The 15792-nt window shown below is 66.8% G+C and carries 17 protein-coding genes and 1 pseudogene; 10 read left to right on the top strand and 8 right to left on the bottom strand.

Annotated features, from left to right (window positions below):
- Position 1: 1 nt before the first annotated feature.
- The 3 genes from F4558_RS32345 to F4558_RS13550 all read right to left on the bottom strand — a co-directional run bounded on the left by F4558_RS32345 (position 2) and on the right by F4558_RS13550 (position 1830).
- Positions 2 to 247 carry a DUF1028 domain-containing protein gene (locus F4558_RS32345; RefSeq protein WP_369814851.1) on the bottom strand — a complete coding sequence of 82 codons (246 nt, stop codon included), beginning with the start codon at positions 245 to 247 and terminating at the stop codon, positions 2 to 4.
- Between the two features lie 35 nt (positions 248 to 282).
- Entirely contained in the window at positions 283 to 891 is a 609-nt protein-coding gene (locus tag F4558_RS13545) for a response regulator (RefSeq protein WP_053660961.1), read from the bottom strand.
- 93 nt (positions 892 to 984) lie between these two features.
- Positions 985 to 1830 carry a helix-turn-helix transcriptional regulator gene (locus F4558_RS13550; RefSeq protein ID WP_197281673.1) on the bottom strand — a complete coding sequence of 282 codons (846 nt, stop codon included), beginning with the start codon at positions 1828 to 1830 and terminating at the stop codon, positions 985 to 987.
- 102 nt (positions 1831 to 1932) lie between these two features.
- On the opposite strand from F4558_RS13550, the gene F4558_RS13555 reads away from it, so the two are divergent.
- Together F4558_RS13555 and F4558_RS13560 are read left to right on the top strand one after the other, a co-directional pair.
- Positions 1933 to 2613 (top strand): SDR family NAD(P)-dependent oxidoreductase, encoded by a 681-nt coding sequence (locus F4558_RS13555; RefSeq protein ID WP_053660963.1) that lies wholly within the window; start codon positions 1933 to 1935, stop codon positions 2611 to 2613.
- An 18-nt stretch (positions 2614 to 2631) separates the two neighbouring features.
- Positions 2632 to 3024 (top strand): ester cyclase, encoded by a 393-nt coding sequence (locus F4558_RS13560; protein WP_053660964.1) that lies wholly within the window; start codon positions 2632 to 2634, stop codon positions 3022 to 3024.
- A 43-nt stretch (positions 3025 to 3067) separates the two neighbouring features.
- Here F4558_RS13560 and F4558_RS31605 read toward each other — a convergent pair whose 3' ends face one another.
- The 4 genes from F4558_RS31605 to F4558_RS13580 all read right to left on the bottom strand — a co-directional run bounded on the left by F4558_RS31605 (position 3068) and on the right by F4558_RS13580 (position 5664).
- Positions 3068 to 3334, bottom strand: a complete 267-nt coding sequence (locus tag F4558_RS31605; protein WP_231640243.1) for a hypothetical protein — start codon at positions 3332 to 3334, stop codon at positions 3068 to 3070.
- Positions 3335 to 3586: 252 nt separating this feature from the next.
- The gene (nfi, locus tag F4558_RS13570; protein WP_255353062.1) at positions 3587 to 4234 is read right to left on the bottom strand and encodes a deoxyribonuclease V; all 648 of its coding nucleotides are present in this window, start codon (positions 4232 to 4234) and stop codon (positions 3587 to 3589) included.
- A 678-nt stretch (positions 4235 to 4912) separates the two neighbouring features.
- Complete coding sequence (locus F4558_RS13575) at positions 4913 to 5053, bottom strand: hypothetical protein (RefSeq protein WP_167944403.1); 141 nt, start codon at positions 5051 to 5053, stop codon at positions 4913 to 4915.
- 335 nt (positions 5054 to 5388) lie between these two features.
- Positions 5389 to 5664: a helix-turn-helix domain-containing protein gene (locus F4558_RS13580; protein ID WP_082377732.1), complete on the bottom strand. Its 276-nt coding sequence runs from the start codon at positions 5662 to 5664 to the stop codon at positions 5389 to 5391.
- Between the two features lie 137 nt (positions 5665 to 5801).
- Here F4558_RS13580 and F4558_RS13585 point away from each other — a divergent pair, with 137 nt between their 5' ends.
- The 7 genes and pseudogenes from F4558_RS13585 to F4558_RS13615 all read left to right on the top strand — a co-directional run bounded on the left by F4558_RS13585 (position 5802) and on the right by F4558_RS13615 (position 10678).
- Entirely contained in the window at positions 5802 to 6581 is a 780-nt protein-coding gene (locus tag F4558_RS13585) for a transposase family protein (RefSeq protein ID WP_167947446.1), read from the top strand.
- 350 nt (positions 6582 to 6931) lie between these two features.
- The gene (locus tag F4558_RS13590; protein ID WP_053660171.1) at positions 6932 to 7921 is read left to right on the top strand and encodes a protein kinase domain-containing protein; all 990 of its coding nucleotides are present in this window, start codon (positions 6932 to 6934) and stop codon (positions 7919 to 7921) included.
- A gap of 75 nt (positions 7922 to 7996) precedes the next feature.
- Positions 7997 to 8152: pseudogene (locus tag F4558_RS31610) on the top strand (alpha/beta fold hydrolase); the annotation flags it as partial.
- A gap of 70 nt (positions 8153 to 8222) precedes the next feature.
- Positions 8223 to 8798, top strand: a complete 576-nt coding sequence (locus F4558_RS13600) for a small multidrug efflux protein (RefSeq protein WP_167944405.1) — start codon at positions 8223 to 8225, stop codon at positions 8796 to 8798.
- A gap of 3 nt (positions 8799 to 8801) precedes the next feature.
- Entirely contained in the window at positions 8802 to 8945 is a 144-nt protein-coding gene (locus F4558_RS13605) for a hypothetical protein (RefSeq protein ID WP_157552978.1), read from the top strand.
- Positions 8946 to 9201: 256 nt separating this feature from the next.
- Positions 9202 to 10068 (top strand): CPBP family intramembrane glutamic endopeptidase, encoded by an 867-nt coding sequence (locus F4558_RS13610; protein WP_209273285.1) that lies wholly within the window; start codon positions 9202 to 9204, stop codon positions 10066 to 10068.
- Between the two features lie 430 nt (positions 10069 to 10498).
- Positions 10499 to 10678, top strand: coding sequence for a hypothetical protein (locus tag F4558_RS13615; RefSeq protein WP_053659608.1), 180 nt, complete (start codon positions 10499 to 10501; stop codon positions 10676 to 10678).
- A gap of 641 nt (positions 10679 to 11319) precedes the next feature.
- On the opposite strand, the gene F4558_RS13620 is transcribed toward F4558_RS13615, so the two are convergent.
- The gene (locus F4558_RS13620) at positions 11320 to 12273 is read right to left on the bottom strand and encodes a protein kinase domain-containing protein (RefSeq protein ID WP_167944409.1); all 954 of its coding nucleotides are present in this window, start codon (positions 12271 to 12273) and stop codon (positions 11320 to 11322) included.
- Positions 12274 to 12778: 505 nt separating this feature from the next.
- Here F4558_RS13620 and F4558_RS13625 point away from each other — a divergent pair.
- Positions 12779 to 15616: a helix-turn-helix transcriptional regulator gene (locus F4558_RS13625; protein ID WP_245241319.1), complete on the top strand. Its 2838-nt coding sequence runs from the start codon at positions 12779 to 12781 to the stop codon at positions 15614 to 15616.
- Positions 15617 to 15792 lie beyond the last annotated feature (176 nt).

Here is a 15792-nt window from a genome sequence, read left to right on the forward strand (position 1 = left end):
GTCAGGACGTCCTCCGGCGAGCGGCCCTCGACGAGCAACGGCAGCCCGTCGTACGCCAGAACGGGTTGGGGGTGGTCTGGGTCGCCACCGCTCCGCCGCCGGATTGGACGTGTGCGACGAGCTTGTCGACCGCAGGTCGAGCCGTCAGGGCCGCAACCCCGAGCTGACCGGTACGCGGACACCGCGCGGCGATCGAGACAGTCACGGTCGGCACGTACCCGCACTGACGCCCGGCGTACCGAAGCACGCTCGACAGCTGTCACCGCGACCGGCAGTGGGGCGTCACGTGAGCAGGCGACGGCGATAGCCCTCGGCCACCGCCGAAGCTCGATCACGAACGCCAAGTTTGTCGTAGATGTGCTGCAGATGGGTCTTGATGCTCGCTTCGCCGATGAACAATGCTGTAGCGGCCTCTCGATTCGAATGGCCGTTCGCGACCAGTTGCAGCACCTGCTTCTCTCGGTCCGTCAGTGTGCCGGCGCTGGGCCTCCGGACCTGCCCCATAAGGTGCTGCGTCACCGACGGCGCGAGCACCGATTCTCCACGCGCGGCTGCCCGGACGGCTCGCATGAGTTCGTCGGGCAGCGCGTCCTTCAGGAGATATCCGATCGCACCCGCCTGGATCGCCGGCAGTACGTCGCTTTCACTGTCGAAGGTGGTCAGGATCAGCACCCGGGCAGTCGGGGCCCGCTCGCGCAGGGTTGCGGTCGCGGCGACGCCGTCCATCCTCGGCATCCGAAGGTCCATGAGCACGACATCCGCTGCCAGCAGCTTCGCACGCTCGATGCCCTCGGCGCCGTCCCCGGCCTCACCGACCACGACGATGTCCTCGACACCCGCGAAGGTGTCGCGAAGACCGCCCCTCACGATCGGATGGTCGTCGACGATCAATAACCGTGCTCAATCCCCCATAACCGCATCCGCTGGGCCAGCAACGCCCGGCCACCTGGTCTACCTCAATGAGCAGCCGTACGGCAGTGTGTCCTAACCCGGCCGCTGCTGAAGCTGCTGGAGACCGATGACGCGAAGCAGGTCGAGCTTCTGCTCGTCCTCGGAGTCCGGTACGGCCGTCATCATCACGATCGTCTGGTCACCGGGGCCGCCGGTGAACGTGTCGCAGTCCACGACGATGTCCCCCACCAGCTCCGTGTGCAGGGTTTTGCGGCTGGTGCGTAGTTCTCCGACCGTCCCGGCTTTCCAGCGGCGCGCGAAATCGGGGGAAGCCTTGAGCAGACGATCGATCAGCTGGGGGATGTCTGGATCGTCCGGGTAGCGGCCGGCCGCGGTGCGCAGGTGACCGACGAGGTCTCGCGCGTACGCCTCATCGTCCTCGGGGGTGTGCGTCACGGGGATGGAGCCCGCGAAATACATCCAGGTGACATTGCGCTCCAGCCGGGTCTGGCTGGACGGGTCCCCGAACAGGGCTGCCCAGAGCGGATTCCACAGCACCAGTTCACCGATCGCGGTATGCACCGCCACCGCCACCGGGGCGTTGCGGAACCGGTCCACCATCCGCTGCGCGCTCGCAGTCACCTGTCTGGGCACCAACCCGGTCGGCGGTACGGCCGCACCCCCGACCCGGAACAGGTGGTCGCGTTCCAGGTCGTTCAAGCGCAGCGCCCGGGCCAGCGAGGCCAGCAGTTGCGGCGAGGGGTTACGGGCCCGGCCCTGCTCCAAGCGGACGATGTAGTCCACGCTCACCCTGGCGAGCTGGGCCAGCTCCTCACGACGCAGCCCGGGAGCGCGACGGCCGAGGCCTGGGGGCAGGCCCACATCCTCCGGGCGTACCCGGTCCCGCCATGCTCGAAGAACCTGCGCGAACTCATCCACGTCATCCATGATGCCCGGCACTCAGCGCAGTGGGTGGTACTGCTGGTCCCACCGTCGAACAGGGCCTGCCGGTCAGTCCGTCGGCGGCGCACATTGGGTGGCATGACCACAACCTTGGTGACCGGGGCCAACAAGGGCCTCGGTCTGGAAACGACCCGCCGCCTGATCGCCGCCGGCCACACCGTCTACGCCGGAATGCGTGACCTGGCCTCCGGCGAAGCCGCCCGCAACCTCGGAGCCATCGCGGTTCAGCTCGACGTCACCGACCAGGCCAGCGTCGACAAGGCGATAGGGTCGCTGCCCGAACTCGACGTTCTGATCAACAACGCGGCCGTCGTGGGTCCATCGTGGGGCCTCGACGACCTGGACGTCGACGCGATGCGCGTGGCCTTCGAGACCAACGTCTACGGCGTCGTACGGGTCACCCAGGCCGCCCTGCCCCTGCTGCGGCAGTCGTGCGCGTCGGTGATCGTCAACGTCGCCTCCGGACTCGGCTTCCCCCGCGCCCTACTGGACCCCGAGGACGACTCCTTCAACGGATACATGATTCCGTACGCCAGCTCGAAAGCCGCCGTACTCGCACTCACCGTCCAGTACGCCAAGAACCTGCCCGGAATGCGGATCAACGCCTCCGACCCTGGCTACACCGCCACCGACCTCAACAGTCACAAGGGGCACCAAACCGTCACCGAAGGCACCGACGCCACGGTCGCCCTGGCCCTGGTTGGCCCCGACGGTCCGACCGGTGAATACCACAACCGCCAGGGCCGGATCACCTACTGAACGAAAGGAATGATTGCAGTGACCGACAACGATATGCGTGACTGGTGCCTGCGGTACATCACGACGCTCAACGCCCATGAGATCGACCGTATGGACGAGTTCATCGCCGACGAGGTCATGCTGAACGGCGAACCCGGAAGCCGGGACGATGTCCTCGCCGACATGCGGTCCATCATCAACGCCGTTCCAGATATGCGCTGGGAGGTTCAAGAGCTGCTGTTCGACCGCGACCGCATCGCCGCACGCGTGGTCAACACCGGCACCCCTGTGAAGGAGTGGCTCGGCGTCGCTCCGACCGGCAAGTCGTTCGAGATAGTCGAGTACGCGATCTACAAGGTCAGCAACGGCCGATTCGCGCAGATGACCAACCTCCACGACTCAGCCGATGTGCGCCGGCAGCTGACCGCCTGATTGCAGGCGGACAGCGTAAGGGAAGGTGTGTCGATTTCCGTGTTCAGGCCTGTGGTGTGGTCGAAATTCTTCGATGGGTGATCCGGTCGCCGTAGGCGAGGGTCAGGACGTTGAGGGCCTTGGTCCGACCGCAGACCCGCCGGTGACGCGCCTTCCGTCTCTGCTGGAAGACGAGGCACAGGACCTCATCGCGGCCTGCTCGGTCGGGAAGCGCCCGCACCTGCGGGCGGCTTGCCGGAACCCCTGCGTCGAGGCTCCCGAGAATGTCGGTGGCGTAGAAGACGTTGCAGGCCTCGTGGTCGTGGTCCAAGAACGGCACGCTGCGGCCACGGGGTGCGCCCCAGCCGGATCGAGGCCAGGTGCTGGTCGCCGAACTCGGCGGCGAAAGCCTCGTACCGGGCCTCGGCGGTGGGGACGTTGTAGATCCCCCTCAACGCGGGGTGATCTTCTGCCAGTCCTTGCGGTTGATATAGCGCAGCGATGCAATCATGGACGACCTGCGCACATCATTCATGCACCGTCCAGCCGCCTGCGAGGACCGCTTACTGACATGCCTTTCGACTTATTCTCGAAGCTTCCGCAGCGCTTCTCGTGAGAGAATGTCAGCTTGGCGGGTCGCTTCGGGGATCCGATATCGGCGGCTCAGTGTCAGCGTCAAGTCGGTAGCTTGATCCAGGCTAATTCGATGTCCAACAGATACGAATACGGGCCTAATTCCTGTCTGCGTACGAAGCACGCGTCCGAGTGTTTCGCCATCCTCAGCAAGCGGCGACCATCCACCTCGTCGCTCCCCAGGTTCCGAGAACGTCCCGACAAAAGGCGACTTCGCCACTCCAAATGACGGCAGTCCAGTCAACACGCCCATGTGACTGGCTAATCCAAACCTTCTCGGATGGGCTATACCATAGCCATCACAAACGAGCACGTCGGGCTGACAGGCAAGGTTTTCAAGAGCCTCCAGGAGGATCGGCACTTCGCGAAACGCCAGCAACCCCGGAACATACGGGAAGTGCACGTCCCCATGAACGACGGAAATCTCCCTCACTTCCAGGGTCCGCGATTCCATCACGATGGCCACGGCCGCGACTCGGCGGGTTCCGGCTTCGTAAGAGACGTCCAAGCCGGCCACCAATTCGGGCATAGTGGCCAAACTATTAGCAATGTCGACCTTACTGCGTAACGCCATCTGCTGGCGTAGAGCTTCAGATATGTCCGGAGCTGACGACACATTGCCGTCTGCTCCCAGACCGGTTCCCGGATCCTCGGATTCGCTAGCCACCGTACTCACGGAGACATCGTAGCTGCGAGAAGCTGGGATCATCTTCGGAGATCTCATGGTGATCCACAACTTTCCTTGAAAGTCATATCGAATGAGCACACCGTGTTCGTGGGTCATCTCCGAGGCCAGAGATCGGTCCTCACGGAACTCCCGCGTACTGCCGTGGCGTGTATTCGCCTTGCAGTTCGCTTTACCCAGGCCGAACGAAAACGAGCCGAAGTTGATCTTCAAGCGACCCAACAGACAGAGCCGCGCCGGATGAGCCGCTCCCCAGATCGCCGACCCTGGTCCGAGCGCTCAGCGACATCGCCGCCGTGCTGCGCGACGCCGACCCCGACGACAAAGCCGAGGTCTACCGGCAACTCGGACTCCGGCTGACCACCAGCCCGAAACGCAAACGGTGCGCACTGAAGTCGATCTCAGCGCGCACCGTGGAGCAATGGTTTGTGCCCGAGGGGCGACGTCGACCACAAGTCCATGATCGTCGTTTATGGCGACCTTCAGCTCACGCCTAGATGACCCCGTCAGGCCTGCTGGTCCGGGTTGACGGACATCACCCGACCAGGCAAGGTGCGCGCACTCCGGGCCTGCCCGTGCGGCGCAAGCTCCTCAGAACCGGTCCCGGGTTCCGAGCAGGGCGTTGTGTGGGGCGCGGCGCCATGGCGCGAGCTCAGCGTCGACCTCGGCCCAACGAATGTCGTCAACGCAGAGAACTCCGTCGATGCCAGGCAGGGCCTCGACCAGCCTCATCCGCTGATCTTCGCCCGGGTGGGACCTCCACAGGTCGGTGGTCCGCCGGCTGAGCTGACGAGCTAGTGCCGTGACCACGAACGTTGACGGTGTTGGGGTCAGGCTGCTCGGGTGGTGGGTTGGCCCCAGCAGCCAGGAGGAGGACAGCACGCGCCCTAATGGATCAGTGCTCATCCCGAGCGGCATCCAACGCTCGAACGGCACGACACCCCATCAACGGTCAAGCCTCCCCGGGACACCGACGGGGGCACGGTCTCGGTGCAGGACTCAACGTCCAGGGTCCAAGAGTGCTCACCCGCCAGCGGCTACCGTCCGAGTCTCCCGCAGCAACATCATTAAGCAACGCCGCCCGGATCCCGGTAAAGCCCATTAGGGTCCAGGCTGGCCATCCCCATCTCGTTGAACCGGTGGATGACCTGCCGGATCGTGTCCTCATCGGCCTGGACGAGACGGGCGATGGCCGGCACCATGTTCCCGCCGGCCGAGGCGAGCACGACCATCGACCGTCGCAGTCGGATCGGGGAACCGGTTCCCCGGCGGGTGATTCTGAGCAGCTGCTGACCTTCCTGATCACTCAGCCGCCGCACACGTACAAGATCTGCCACCGCCACCGCCACAGCCCGACCGGCACAACGCCGCCCGGCCGACAGGCCGCGCGGCGTGTCAACCAACCCCGTGAACGTTCGTGGTCATGGCACTAAGGGACGTCTCGTAACTTGGTGGTCGGTCCATGGTGGATCATCTTGGGGTGCAGGTGATCTCGGCGGCTCGCCAGGAGTGGATCTTTCCGTTCACCGGGCTGCAGCCCGCCCAGTTCCGCAGGCTGGTCCGGTTGGTCGCCGAGCGTGGTGGTGACGCGATTGCCGACGGTCGGCCGGGACGGCAGTGGTCTCTCGACCTCGCTGATCGGGTGTTGCTGGTCGCCGCGTACTGGCGCACGAACCTGACGATGCGCCAGATCGGCCCGCTGTTCGGGGTGTCGCACTCCGCCGCGCATCGGGTCATCGACACCGTCGGCCCCCTGCTCGCTCTGGCACCGGTGCGCCGGCGTCGGGTCGACCAGGTCACCATCGTCGACGGCACCCTCATCCCGACCCGCGATCACCGCTTGGCCGCCCCGAGCAAGAACTACCGCTACAGCACGAACCTGCAGGTAGCCATCGACGCCCACACCCGCCTCGTCGTGGCCCTCGGCGATCCGCAACCCGGCAACCGCAACGACACCATCGTCTATCGGACCAGCGGCATCGACCAGAAGCTGGCCGGACGGCCCGTCATGGCCGACGGCGCCTACCGCGGCAACCCTGAGGTGATCATCCCGTACCGCAAACCCGGCGACGGCAGCGACTTACCCCCGTGGAAGGCGGACCTGAACAAACAGCACCGCACCGTCCGAGCACAGGCCGAGCACGCCCTGGCCCGCATGAAGTGCTTCAAGATCCTGCGCGACTACCGCCGCGCCGCCAGCACATTGACCGACACCGCTTCCGGCATCGCCCACCTCCACAACATCATCCTCGCGGGGTGACACCAGCACCGTTGCCAGGCAACGCCTTCACCGAGTTACGAGACATCCTTTAGGTAGCCGCCACCGTAGTAATCCCTGATGCGAAGCGCGGTACTTGCAAATTAGCGCCTGCAAGTTCAGAGGTCTTCGGCGGCGCTAGGCCGTGAGGACCTACGTGGTTGTGACCGACGCGAGGGCTGTGCCCCCGGTGCGAGCCTGATGACGTCGCCAGGATCGAGCGTCCGGACCCCGGCGTACCCGGGGACTGATGGACTCCGGAGCCCCGTGGCGGGCGTCTTCAGACCAGACGCACCCATCCACGTCGAACCCGTTCCCGGTACGCACCGACCACGAGAAAGTTGAGAGGACTCATGAGTACGGATCGTGTGCTTGGCGGACGCTATGAGCTCTGCGACGTCCTGGGCCGGGGCGGCATGGCCGTTGTTCACCTGGCGCGTGACATCCGGCTCAAGCGCTGGGTCGCGGTCAAGGTGCTCCGCGCAGAGCTAGCCCGCGATCCGCTGTTCCGGTCCCGGTTCCGGCGGGAAGCACAGGCAGTCGCCCGCCTCAATCACCCCGGCATCGTCTCCGTTCATGACGTCGGACATGAGCACGTCGAAGGCAGTCGGGCGGACGAGCCGAACGTTCCGTTCATCGTCATGGAGCACGTCGCCGGCCAGTCGCTGCGGGCCCGCCTCCGCGAGGGCGCGCTCACGCTGGAGGAGTCGATCCAACATCAGATGGCGGTCCTGTCGGCACTCGAGTTCAGCCATCGCGCAGGCGTTGTCCATCGCGACATCAAGCCCGCCAACATCATGGTCACTCCCGACGGCGCAATCAAGGTGGTGGACTTCGGCATCGCGCGTGTCGATGGTGGTGCCGGCGCCACAGCAACCGAAACCCACATGCTCCTCGGCACCGCCCAGTACCTCTCTCCCGAGCAAGTGCGTGGTGAGGTCGCCGACGCGCGCAGTGACCTGTACTCCGCGGGCTGCCTGCTCTACGAACTGCTGACCGGCCGGCCGCCCTTCGTCGGTGACAACCCGGTTGCCGTCGCCTATCAGCACGTGCACCAAGCGCCCCCGCGAGCCAGCGCCTACCGCACCGAGGTGACTCCGGCGCTTGACGCGGTGCTCCTCACAGCGCTCGCCAAGGACCGAAAGGACCGGTTCCAGAGCGCTCGATCGTTCAGGGAAGCGCTCCAGTCCGCGGCAAAGGGCCTGGTCCGTGCGGACGAGCGCCTCGATATGGGACGCGTGGGACAACGCGATTCTGATCCACCCGCCTTGGCACACCACGCCGGCGTCGACGATTTCCATCGCATGGCCATCGGGCCACTCGCCTCGTCGACCCGCCAATGACGAGAACAAGGCCACCACACGATCCGCCTAGGCAACGGTCCGCACTGGCTCACCACAGAAAAGAACACCATGGAATACGGCACCGCCGACGGGATCCTGCCCATCGATGCGACGGCCCACCGCTTCTTCCCGGCACTGCCCGATGCCCACTACGTAGAAATCGAGGGCGTTCCCCACGGGCTGCTCTGGACGCACGTTGACGGGGTCAACGACGCCCTGCGCACCTTCATCGACTCCCTCGACGGCGGGGACTACCGCCGCCACATGACGCACTCACATCACAGGAAAGTGAGGACCAGACATGAGTCCCATTGAGCAGCTCATCAGCAATTTCCAGGAGCTCGTCGCCCAAGTGCCCGGGATCGTCCAGCCGTTCATCGTCATGCTGGCGGGCGCGATCCCGTTTGTCGACGGCGAGGGAGCGGCCATCATCGGCATAGCCGGTGGTCTCCACCCGATTGTCGCAGGCGTCGCAGCAGCCGCAGGGAACTTTCTGTGCGTGCTGCTGGTCGTCGCGGTCACCTCACGCGCCAGGACGACCATCGTCGATCGACGACGCAGCCCAGTCGGGGTGAGCGGAGGCGCAGGAGCGCGATCGAGCGCCCTCGGGGAGACGTACCAGGAGACGGCAGCCACGAAGCCGGAGTCGAAGGGACGTCGGCGCTTCAACAGATGGCTCGTGCGTTTCGGCGTCCCCGGTGCGAGCATCCTCGGTCCTCTCGCCATTCCGACCCAGATCACGTCGGCGATCCTCGTGGGCGGCGGAACTCCACGCCGGTGGGTCCTGCTCTGGCAGGCCATCTCCATCGTCATCTGGACGACGATTGGCACCGTCGTGGCGTGGGCCGCGCTCACCTTCGTCATCGAGGTGTCGTGAGCCATGACCGAGCAGCAGGACGAACCGCTCGCCGAGGGCGGGGCCGCGACCCTCGGCGGGCCGAAGGACGACGCCGGCACAGCGCCCGTCGGGCGAGACCCTGCGCTCCGCGTCGAGTACCTGGCAGACAAGCCTCACGGCGTCTAGACCGTCCTGCCTCGATCAGGCCGACCCTCCGCCAGGCCCCTGCTGGAGAGCCCCATCGTCCAACTCGGCGCCTCGAGTGCGTGCCGCACGGACAGCTTTTACCGCGTAATTCCGAACCACTCATACGCCTGCTCCGGCAATAAACCTCGAAGGAAGACTCATGACCCAGCAAGCGCACACCGTTCCGCCCGATGTCGAGTACCACCGGGTGCTGGCCGGGGAGAGACGTCGCATCGGTCGTGGCATCCTCGCGATCGTGCTTCTGATCGTCGGGATGACGCTGTCCGGCGTCGCTCTCAGCCTGATGGCGGCGTTCGTGGATGCCGCCATCGACACCGACGGGCGCACTGAGTGGACGCCCCTGATGCACACCGCCGGCATGATTTCCGTCGCACTGGTCATCCCGTGGAGCATGCTCATCCAGCGGTGGCTCTACGGCGTGAGAGGCCCCTCGCTGCACTCGGTGATCTCGCGATTCCGGTTCGACATCTTCGGGCGCGCGCTGCTTCTGATCACCCCCGCGTGGGTTGCCGTCATGGCGTTCCACTACTGGGTCCCGCTGCCGCAGACCGAATGGAGTTACACCGACGTGCTGTGGATACTCCTCGCCACGCTCCTGCTCACGCCCCTGCAGGCCGCAGGTGAGGAATACGGGTTCCGTGGGCTCATCTTCCGCGTCGCAGGTGGCTGGACCCGCGGAGCGCGGGCGGGCCTCGCCGTCGGTGTGCTGGTCTCCAGCGTCGCCTTCGCGGTCGTCCACCTGTCGACCGACATCTGGCTGAACCTCTGGTACCTGATCTTCGGCGTCGGGCTCACGCTCATCACCTGGCGCACCGGGGGCATCGAGATCGCAGTGGTGCTACACGCGGGGTACAACACCCTGTCCTTCGTGTTCGATGCTGCGCTGCGCACCGATATCGCCAACGTCGTGACGGATCGCGCAGCGGGCGCCGCGACGATCGGGGTCCTCGTTCCCAGCGCAGTTGTCGTCATCACAGCCCTGGTGGTCGGGATGCGCACCCGGCGCAGCGGCCCTACGCGAACACCGCACTCGCCGGCCGCGCGACCCGCGTCCGCGCTCTCGGGGGCGCAGCTCGCGGGTAGCCAAAGATGGCCCTCGTGACGTTCTCGTGGGTGGGTCTCGACCCTGATCAACAGCGCACGCCGTGTCCCGTCCGTCAGCCAGTTTGGACGGCCGGTGCGCTTGACCAGCGACGAAAGCCGCGTACTCGAGGCCTGTCTCGACCTGCGGCATCCGAGTCATCAACCCCATCCGCGCTGAGAACGCGGCCTTGCGGAGGCGGCCGGCATCGGGAACGAATGCGGTTCGCGTCGGTGACAACTACCTACTCCGACACTGTCGGGACTCATCCCAGCCTCGGGTGGGAGCGGAATGGCCGACCTCCTGGGCTGGCGTACAGGCGGGTGGCCATCGAACATCTCTCGCCCTAAACACCGCCGGCGCAGCGGGGCGATTGTGGTGCGCGGGGAAGCGGGCATCGGAAAGGCCGCGATCCTGGAGCACGCTCGCGACGACGGAGCCGACCGACGACGTGGAGTTGCTGCGCCGGGCCGCCATGCCACCCGACCAGCGCCGCGCACGCGGCGCGCAGGCCGCGGCAGCCGCGTTCCTGCAACGGGCGGCCGAGCTGACACCGGCGCCCGCCGTCCGTGCGAGCCGGGCGCTGGAGGCCGCGCAGGCCCGGTGCGCCCGTGGCCGCCTCGGAGCCTGACTGTCGACAGCCGGCGGGCCCGTGAACGCGCGACAGCGGGCCCGCCTCGAACTACTGCATGCCCGGATCGCGTTCCACCCGGCCCACTGCAGCGACGCGCCGGGATGCTGCTGGACGCCGCCAAGGCGCTCGCCCGCTCGACCCCATGTTGTCCCGCGAGACGTACCTGCAGGCGGTCAACGCGGCCTTCACGCTGGCCGTCTCGGCCGGGGCCGCGGGTCGCTCGAGGTGCCCGAGGCCGCCAGAGCGCGCCTCCAGCCCGCCGGGGCGCCGTAGCCGGTCGACCTCCTGCTCGACGGAGTCGTCACGCGGTTTATACAGCGGTACGCGGTGAGTGCGCCCACCTTGTGCCCTGCAGATACTGCAAGTCCACGACTGCCGAGCTGACGACGACCACCGCTGGCTGTGGCTGGCCAGCCGCACCGCGGCGATGCTGTGGGACGACGAGCGCTGTCCGATCTGCTGGCCATCCGCAACGTCCGGCTCACTCGCGAAGCGTGCGCCCTGACCGCCCTCCCCGCCGCACTCGCCACCCTGGCCTCAGTGCTCGTGCTCACCGGCGAACTCGCCCGTGCCCAAGAGTTGGCCGCCGAGAAAGTAGCGATCACGCGCGCTACCTCCTCGTTGATCTGCGCTGCCGGTCAGCGGTCGACGCTGGCCATGCCAGCGTGGCCGCCCATGGCGAGTGCCTTGGCCGCGTCGTTTTCGAACTTACCCAAGCGGGCGCCGCCATCTTCGCTAATGATGCCCTTCGCCGCAGACTGGAGCGCCTCTCTGAAGGCTCGCGCGTTCCGGAACCGATCCTCCCGGGCTTTGGCGAGAGCCTTCACGAGTACGGAATCAAGCGCGGGAGTGAGGTCTAGACCGCGCGAGCGGAACAGCGCGGGTTCCTCATAGACGTGTTGGTAGGCGACAGACAGCGGGTCAGGACCGATAAAGGGGGGCCGCCCGGTAAGTAGTTCATAGAGCAGGCAGCCTGCGGAGTAGAGGTCGCTGCGGGCGTCCACGGTCTCACCGCGCACCTGCTCGGGAGAGAGATACTGGGGAGTTCCAAGGATCTCGTGGGCCTGGGTTATCGCCGGGACTGGATCACCACTGTCGTGTGCGATTCCGAAGTCCACGATTTTGACGGAACCCTCCGTTGTGATCATCACATTGGCCGGTTTGATGTCGCGATGGACAATGCCGGCGCGATGACTGAACTCAAGCGCCGAGAGGATCTCGACCTGATACTGGATCGAGTCCTTGAGTCTGAGTCCGCCAGCCTTGAGAAGGTCCGACAGGGGCCGGCCAGAGACATACTCCATGACAATATATGGAACTCGTACCCTACCCGCCGATCCTCCTTCCAACTCGTTATAACCGGTGTCATAGACGGAGACGATCGCGGGATGACTGAGGCGAGCCGTCATCCGCGCCTCGCGTCGAAACCTGGATTGGAACAGGGGATCCAGTGCAAGATCTCTGCGGAGCACCTTTATCGCAACGGACCGACCTGAGCGGATGTCGCGACCTAGGCGGATATTGGCCATACCGCCCCAGCCAATGAGATCGCCTACCTCATAATTTCCATAGAGGGCTCGATTCCTGCTCATCAGGATTTCCTAACTACTCTCGCTCGCTCTTGGTGGAGTTACGCGACGGGCGGAGTCCAGACCCCGCTTCGCGGCACCGGGGAAACTGGATAGATGAGTGCCGTACCGGCGAGGTCGACACAGAACGAAAGGCACTTCACGGCACGAACACCGCTGCGGCTGAGGTTCCGCCTGGCAACGTCGATGACAGCGCTGACAGACATGGCGGTTCCTTTCGCGTCGACGGTCCGAAGCGGGGGGCGACCTCGCGGGTCAGGGCCGTTCCCGGACGGACGAGGTCTGGCGCTGCTCCGGTCGTTGCCGGTGATGGCGTTGTCTTCAGGCTGGCATCGGCGGCGTCGCCTTCGCGTCGGTGGAAGCCCCTGATGTCGTCGCCGGTCGCCACCGTGCAGAGCGGTGGATGGCCGTTGCCCGGGCGGGCCAGACCAGCAAAGGGACCGGTGTGCGGGCAGGCCCGGCATACGGCGACCGAATTGCCCACCCCCGTCCACGGTTTAGACTGGGGTTGGCGGACGGGGTTCGCGTCGGTGACAATTACCTACTTTTACAGTGCCGACAGATTCGAGTGGGAATGAAACTGGCGAATCTTCTAGGCCGGCACGCGGAGTGCGAAGCGGTCAAGCAACTGCTCGCCCGGGCGCAGGCGGGGCGAAGCGGGGCGCTCGTGGTGCGCGGAGAAGCGGGCATCGGGAAGACGGCGCTGGTGGAATATGCCCGCGACGTCGCGGCTCCTTTGGGGTTCCGGGCGGAGATTCTGGCCGGAGCGGAGTCTGAGACGCAGTTCGCGTTCGCCGGGTTGCACCAGCTGTGCGGGCCGTTGCTGGACCGCGCGGGTGCGCTACCCGAGCCGCAGCAGGCTGCCCTGGGCGTGGCGTTCGGGCAGCGAGCCGGTGCCGCGCCGGACCGGTTCCTGGTCGGGCTGGCGACCCTTAACCTGCTGGCCGAGGTCGCCGAGGAGGGGCCACTGTTGTGCCTCGTCGACGATGCGCAGTGGCTCGATCAGCCATCCGCCCAGGTGCTGGCGTTTGTGGCACGTCGGGTGGCGGCCGAGCAGTTGGCGCTGGTGTTCGCACTGCGCGACCACGACGGAGGCGACGTTCGCCCGTTCTCCGGGCTGCCCGAGCTGCGCCTGGATGGGCTCGGCGAGACCGACGCGCAGGCGCTGCTGGCTGCTGCGGTCCCCACACCGCTGGACGACGGGGTCCGAGACCGGATCATCGCCGAGTCGCGTGGCAACCCCTTGGCGCTGCTGGAACTTCCCCGAAGCACGCCGCCGACGCAGCTGGCCGGCGGGTTCGAGCTGCCGGACGCGTTGAGCGTTCCTCACCGCATCGAGGAGAGCTTCCAGCGCCGTTCAGGTAGCCTGCCCGCCGAGACGCAACTGCTCCTGTTGGTCGCGGCCGCCGAGCCGACTGGCGAGGTGGCGCTGCTGTGGCGCGCGGCCGCACACCTGGGGATTGCCCGCGAAGAGGCCGCACCCGCCGAAGCCGCCGGACTGCTGGAGATCGACACCCGGGTGCGGTTTCGCCATCCGCTGGTGCGCTCGGCGGTGTACCGGGCCGCCACACCACCCGATCACCGCCGCGCACACCGCGCGCTGGCCGCTGCCACCGACCCGCAGCTCGACCCCGACCGGCGCGCCTGGCACCGTGCGCAGGCCGTGCTCGGCACCGACGAGGAAGCCGCCGCAGAACTTGAGCAATTGGCCGACCGGGCGCGAGCCCGCGGCGGGTGGGCTGCCGCAGCGGCGTTCCTGCAGCAAGCCGCCGAGCTGACTCCCGAGCCGGTCGACCGTACGAGACGGGCGCTGGTAGCCGCGCACGCCAAGCACGAGGCCGGTGCGCCCGAGAGCTCCCTGAGGCTGTTGACGATCGCGGCCGCCGGGCCGCTGGACGCGTTGCAAGCAGCCCGCCTGAAGTTGCTGCGTGCCCAGGTCACGTTCCACACCACGCGCGGTAGCGAGGTGCCGGGAATGCTGCTGGACGCAGCCAGGACCCTCACCCCGCTCGATGCGGCCCTGGCCCGCGAGACCTACCTGCACGCGCTCGACGCGGCGCTCGTGGCCGGTGACTCCGACCGCGGCGTCCTGGAGGTCGCCGAGGCCGCTCGGGCCGCACCTGCACCGCCAGGGTCGCCGCAGCCGTCGGACCTGTTGCTTGATGGCCTCACGAAGACCTTGACGGGTGGATATGCGGCGGGAGCGCCTAGGCTGCGGCACGCCCTCGAGGCGTTTCGCAACAGCCCGCCCACGGACCCCGAGCAAGACTGCCAGAGCGACCGCTGGCTGCGGCTGGCCGGCCGCAACGCGGTGGCAATCCTCGACGACGAGCTGCTCTACCTACTAGCCAGCCGTAACGTCCAGTTGACTCGTGAGGCCGGTGCGCTGACGACGCTCCCGGACTCGCTGCGCTTCCTGTCCATCACGTCGGTCCTGATGGGCGAACTCGCCCGAGCCGGCGAGCTCGCCACCGAGGCGACGACCATCACGCAGGCCACCGGCGGCGTACAGCTGCGGCACGCTCACATCATCCTGAGTGCCTGGCGTGGCGACCAGGCGGAGACCACGGCGCTCAACGCCCTAACCGCCCAGGACGTCGCCTTCTCCGACGAGAGTACGGAGGCCTCCTTCGCTCAGTACGCGATGGCGGTGCTCCACAACGGGCTGGGCAACTATCCGGCCGCGCAGGACGCTGCGGTACGGGCGTTCAATTCCCCAGAGCTGGCGCTCAGCAACCTCGTCCACTTCGAGCTCATCGAGTCAGCTGCCCGCGCCGGTCGACCAGAACGAGCGGTCGAGGCGATGAAGCAGCTCTGCTCCCGGGCTCGTGCCAGCGGGACGCCGTGGGCGCTGGGAATGGCGGCGCGCTCAGAGGCGCTCACGAGCGCCGGATCGGCAGCCGAGGATCAGTACCTCGAGGCGATCGCGCAGCTCAAGCACAGCCGGATGGGCGGTTACCTCGCTCGTACCCATCTCGTCTACGGCGAGTGGCTACGCCGCGAGGGCCGCCGTCGGGAGGCCCGCGAACAACTTCGCACCGCCCACGAGCTGCTGTCCGATATGGGTGCGGAGGCGTTCGCCGAGCGTGCCGCCCGCGAACTACGCGCCACCGGTGAACACCCACGAAAACGCGCCGCTCAGCCGACCGACGCGCTCACCGCCCATGAGCTGCACATCGCCCGGTTGGTCGCCACCGGAGCGACCTCCCGGGAGGTCGGCGCACAGCTGTTCCTGAGCCCGCGCACGATCGAAGCCCACCTGCGCAGCATCTTCCGCAAGCTGGGCATCACCTCCCGCAGGCAGCTCAAAGAACTTGCACTTCCTGATTGGGCAGGCCGCGGGTAGCGCCGGCCGGCGGTGGGGCAGCGCCCGACGTGCTGCCATCTATGGCGGCCTGGGTCGGGGACGCCGCCCGTGAGCCGGGCGACCTCGATTACGTCGTCACCCCGCACACCATCACCAGCGACAGCGCCGACGCCCAGGCACGGCGCGACGACGCCAAGAACGCGGTCCGAGCCGAC

The sequence above is a fragment of the Micromonospora profundi genome (assembly GCF_011927785.1).
GTDB classification, from domain to species: domain Bacteria; phylum Actinomycetota; class Actinomycetes; order Mycobacteriales; family Micromonosporaceae; genus Micromonospora; species Micromonospora profundi.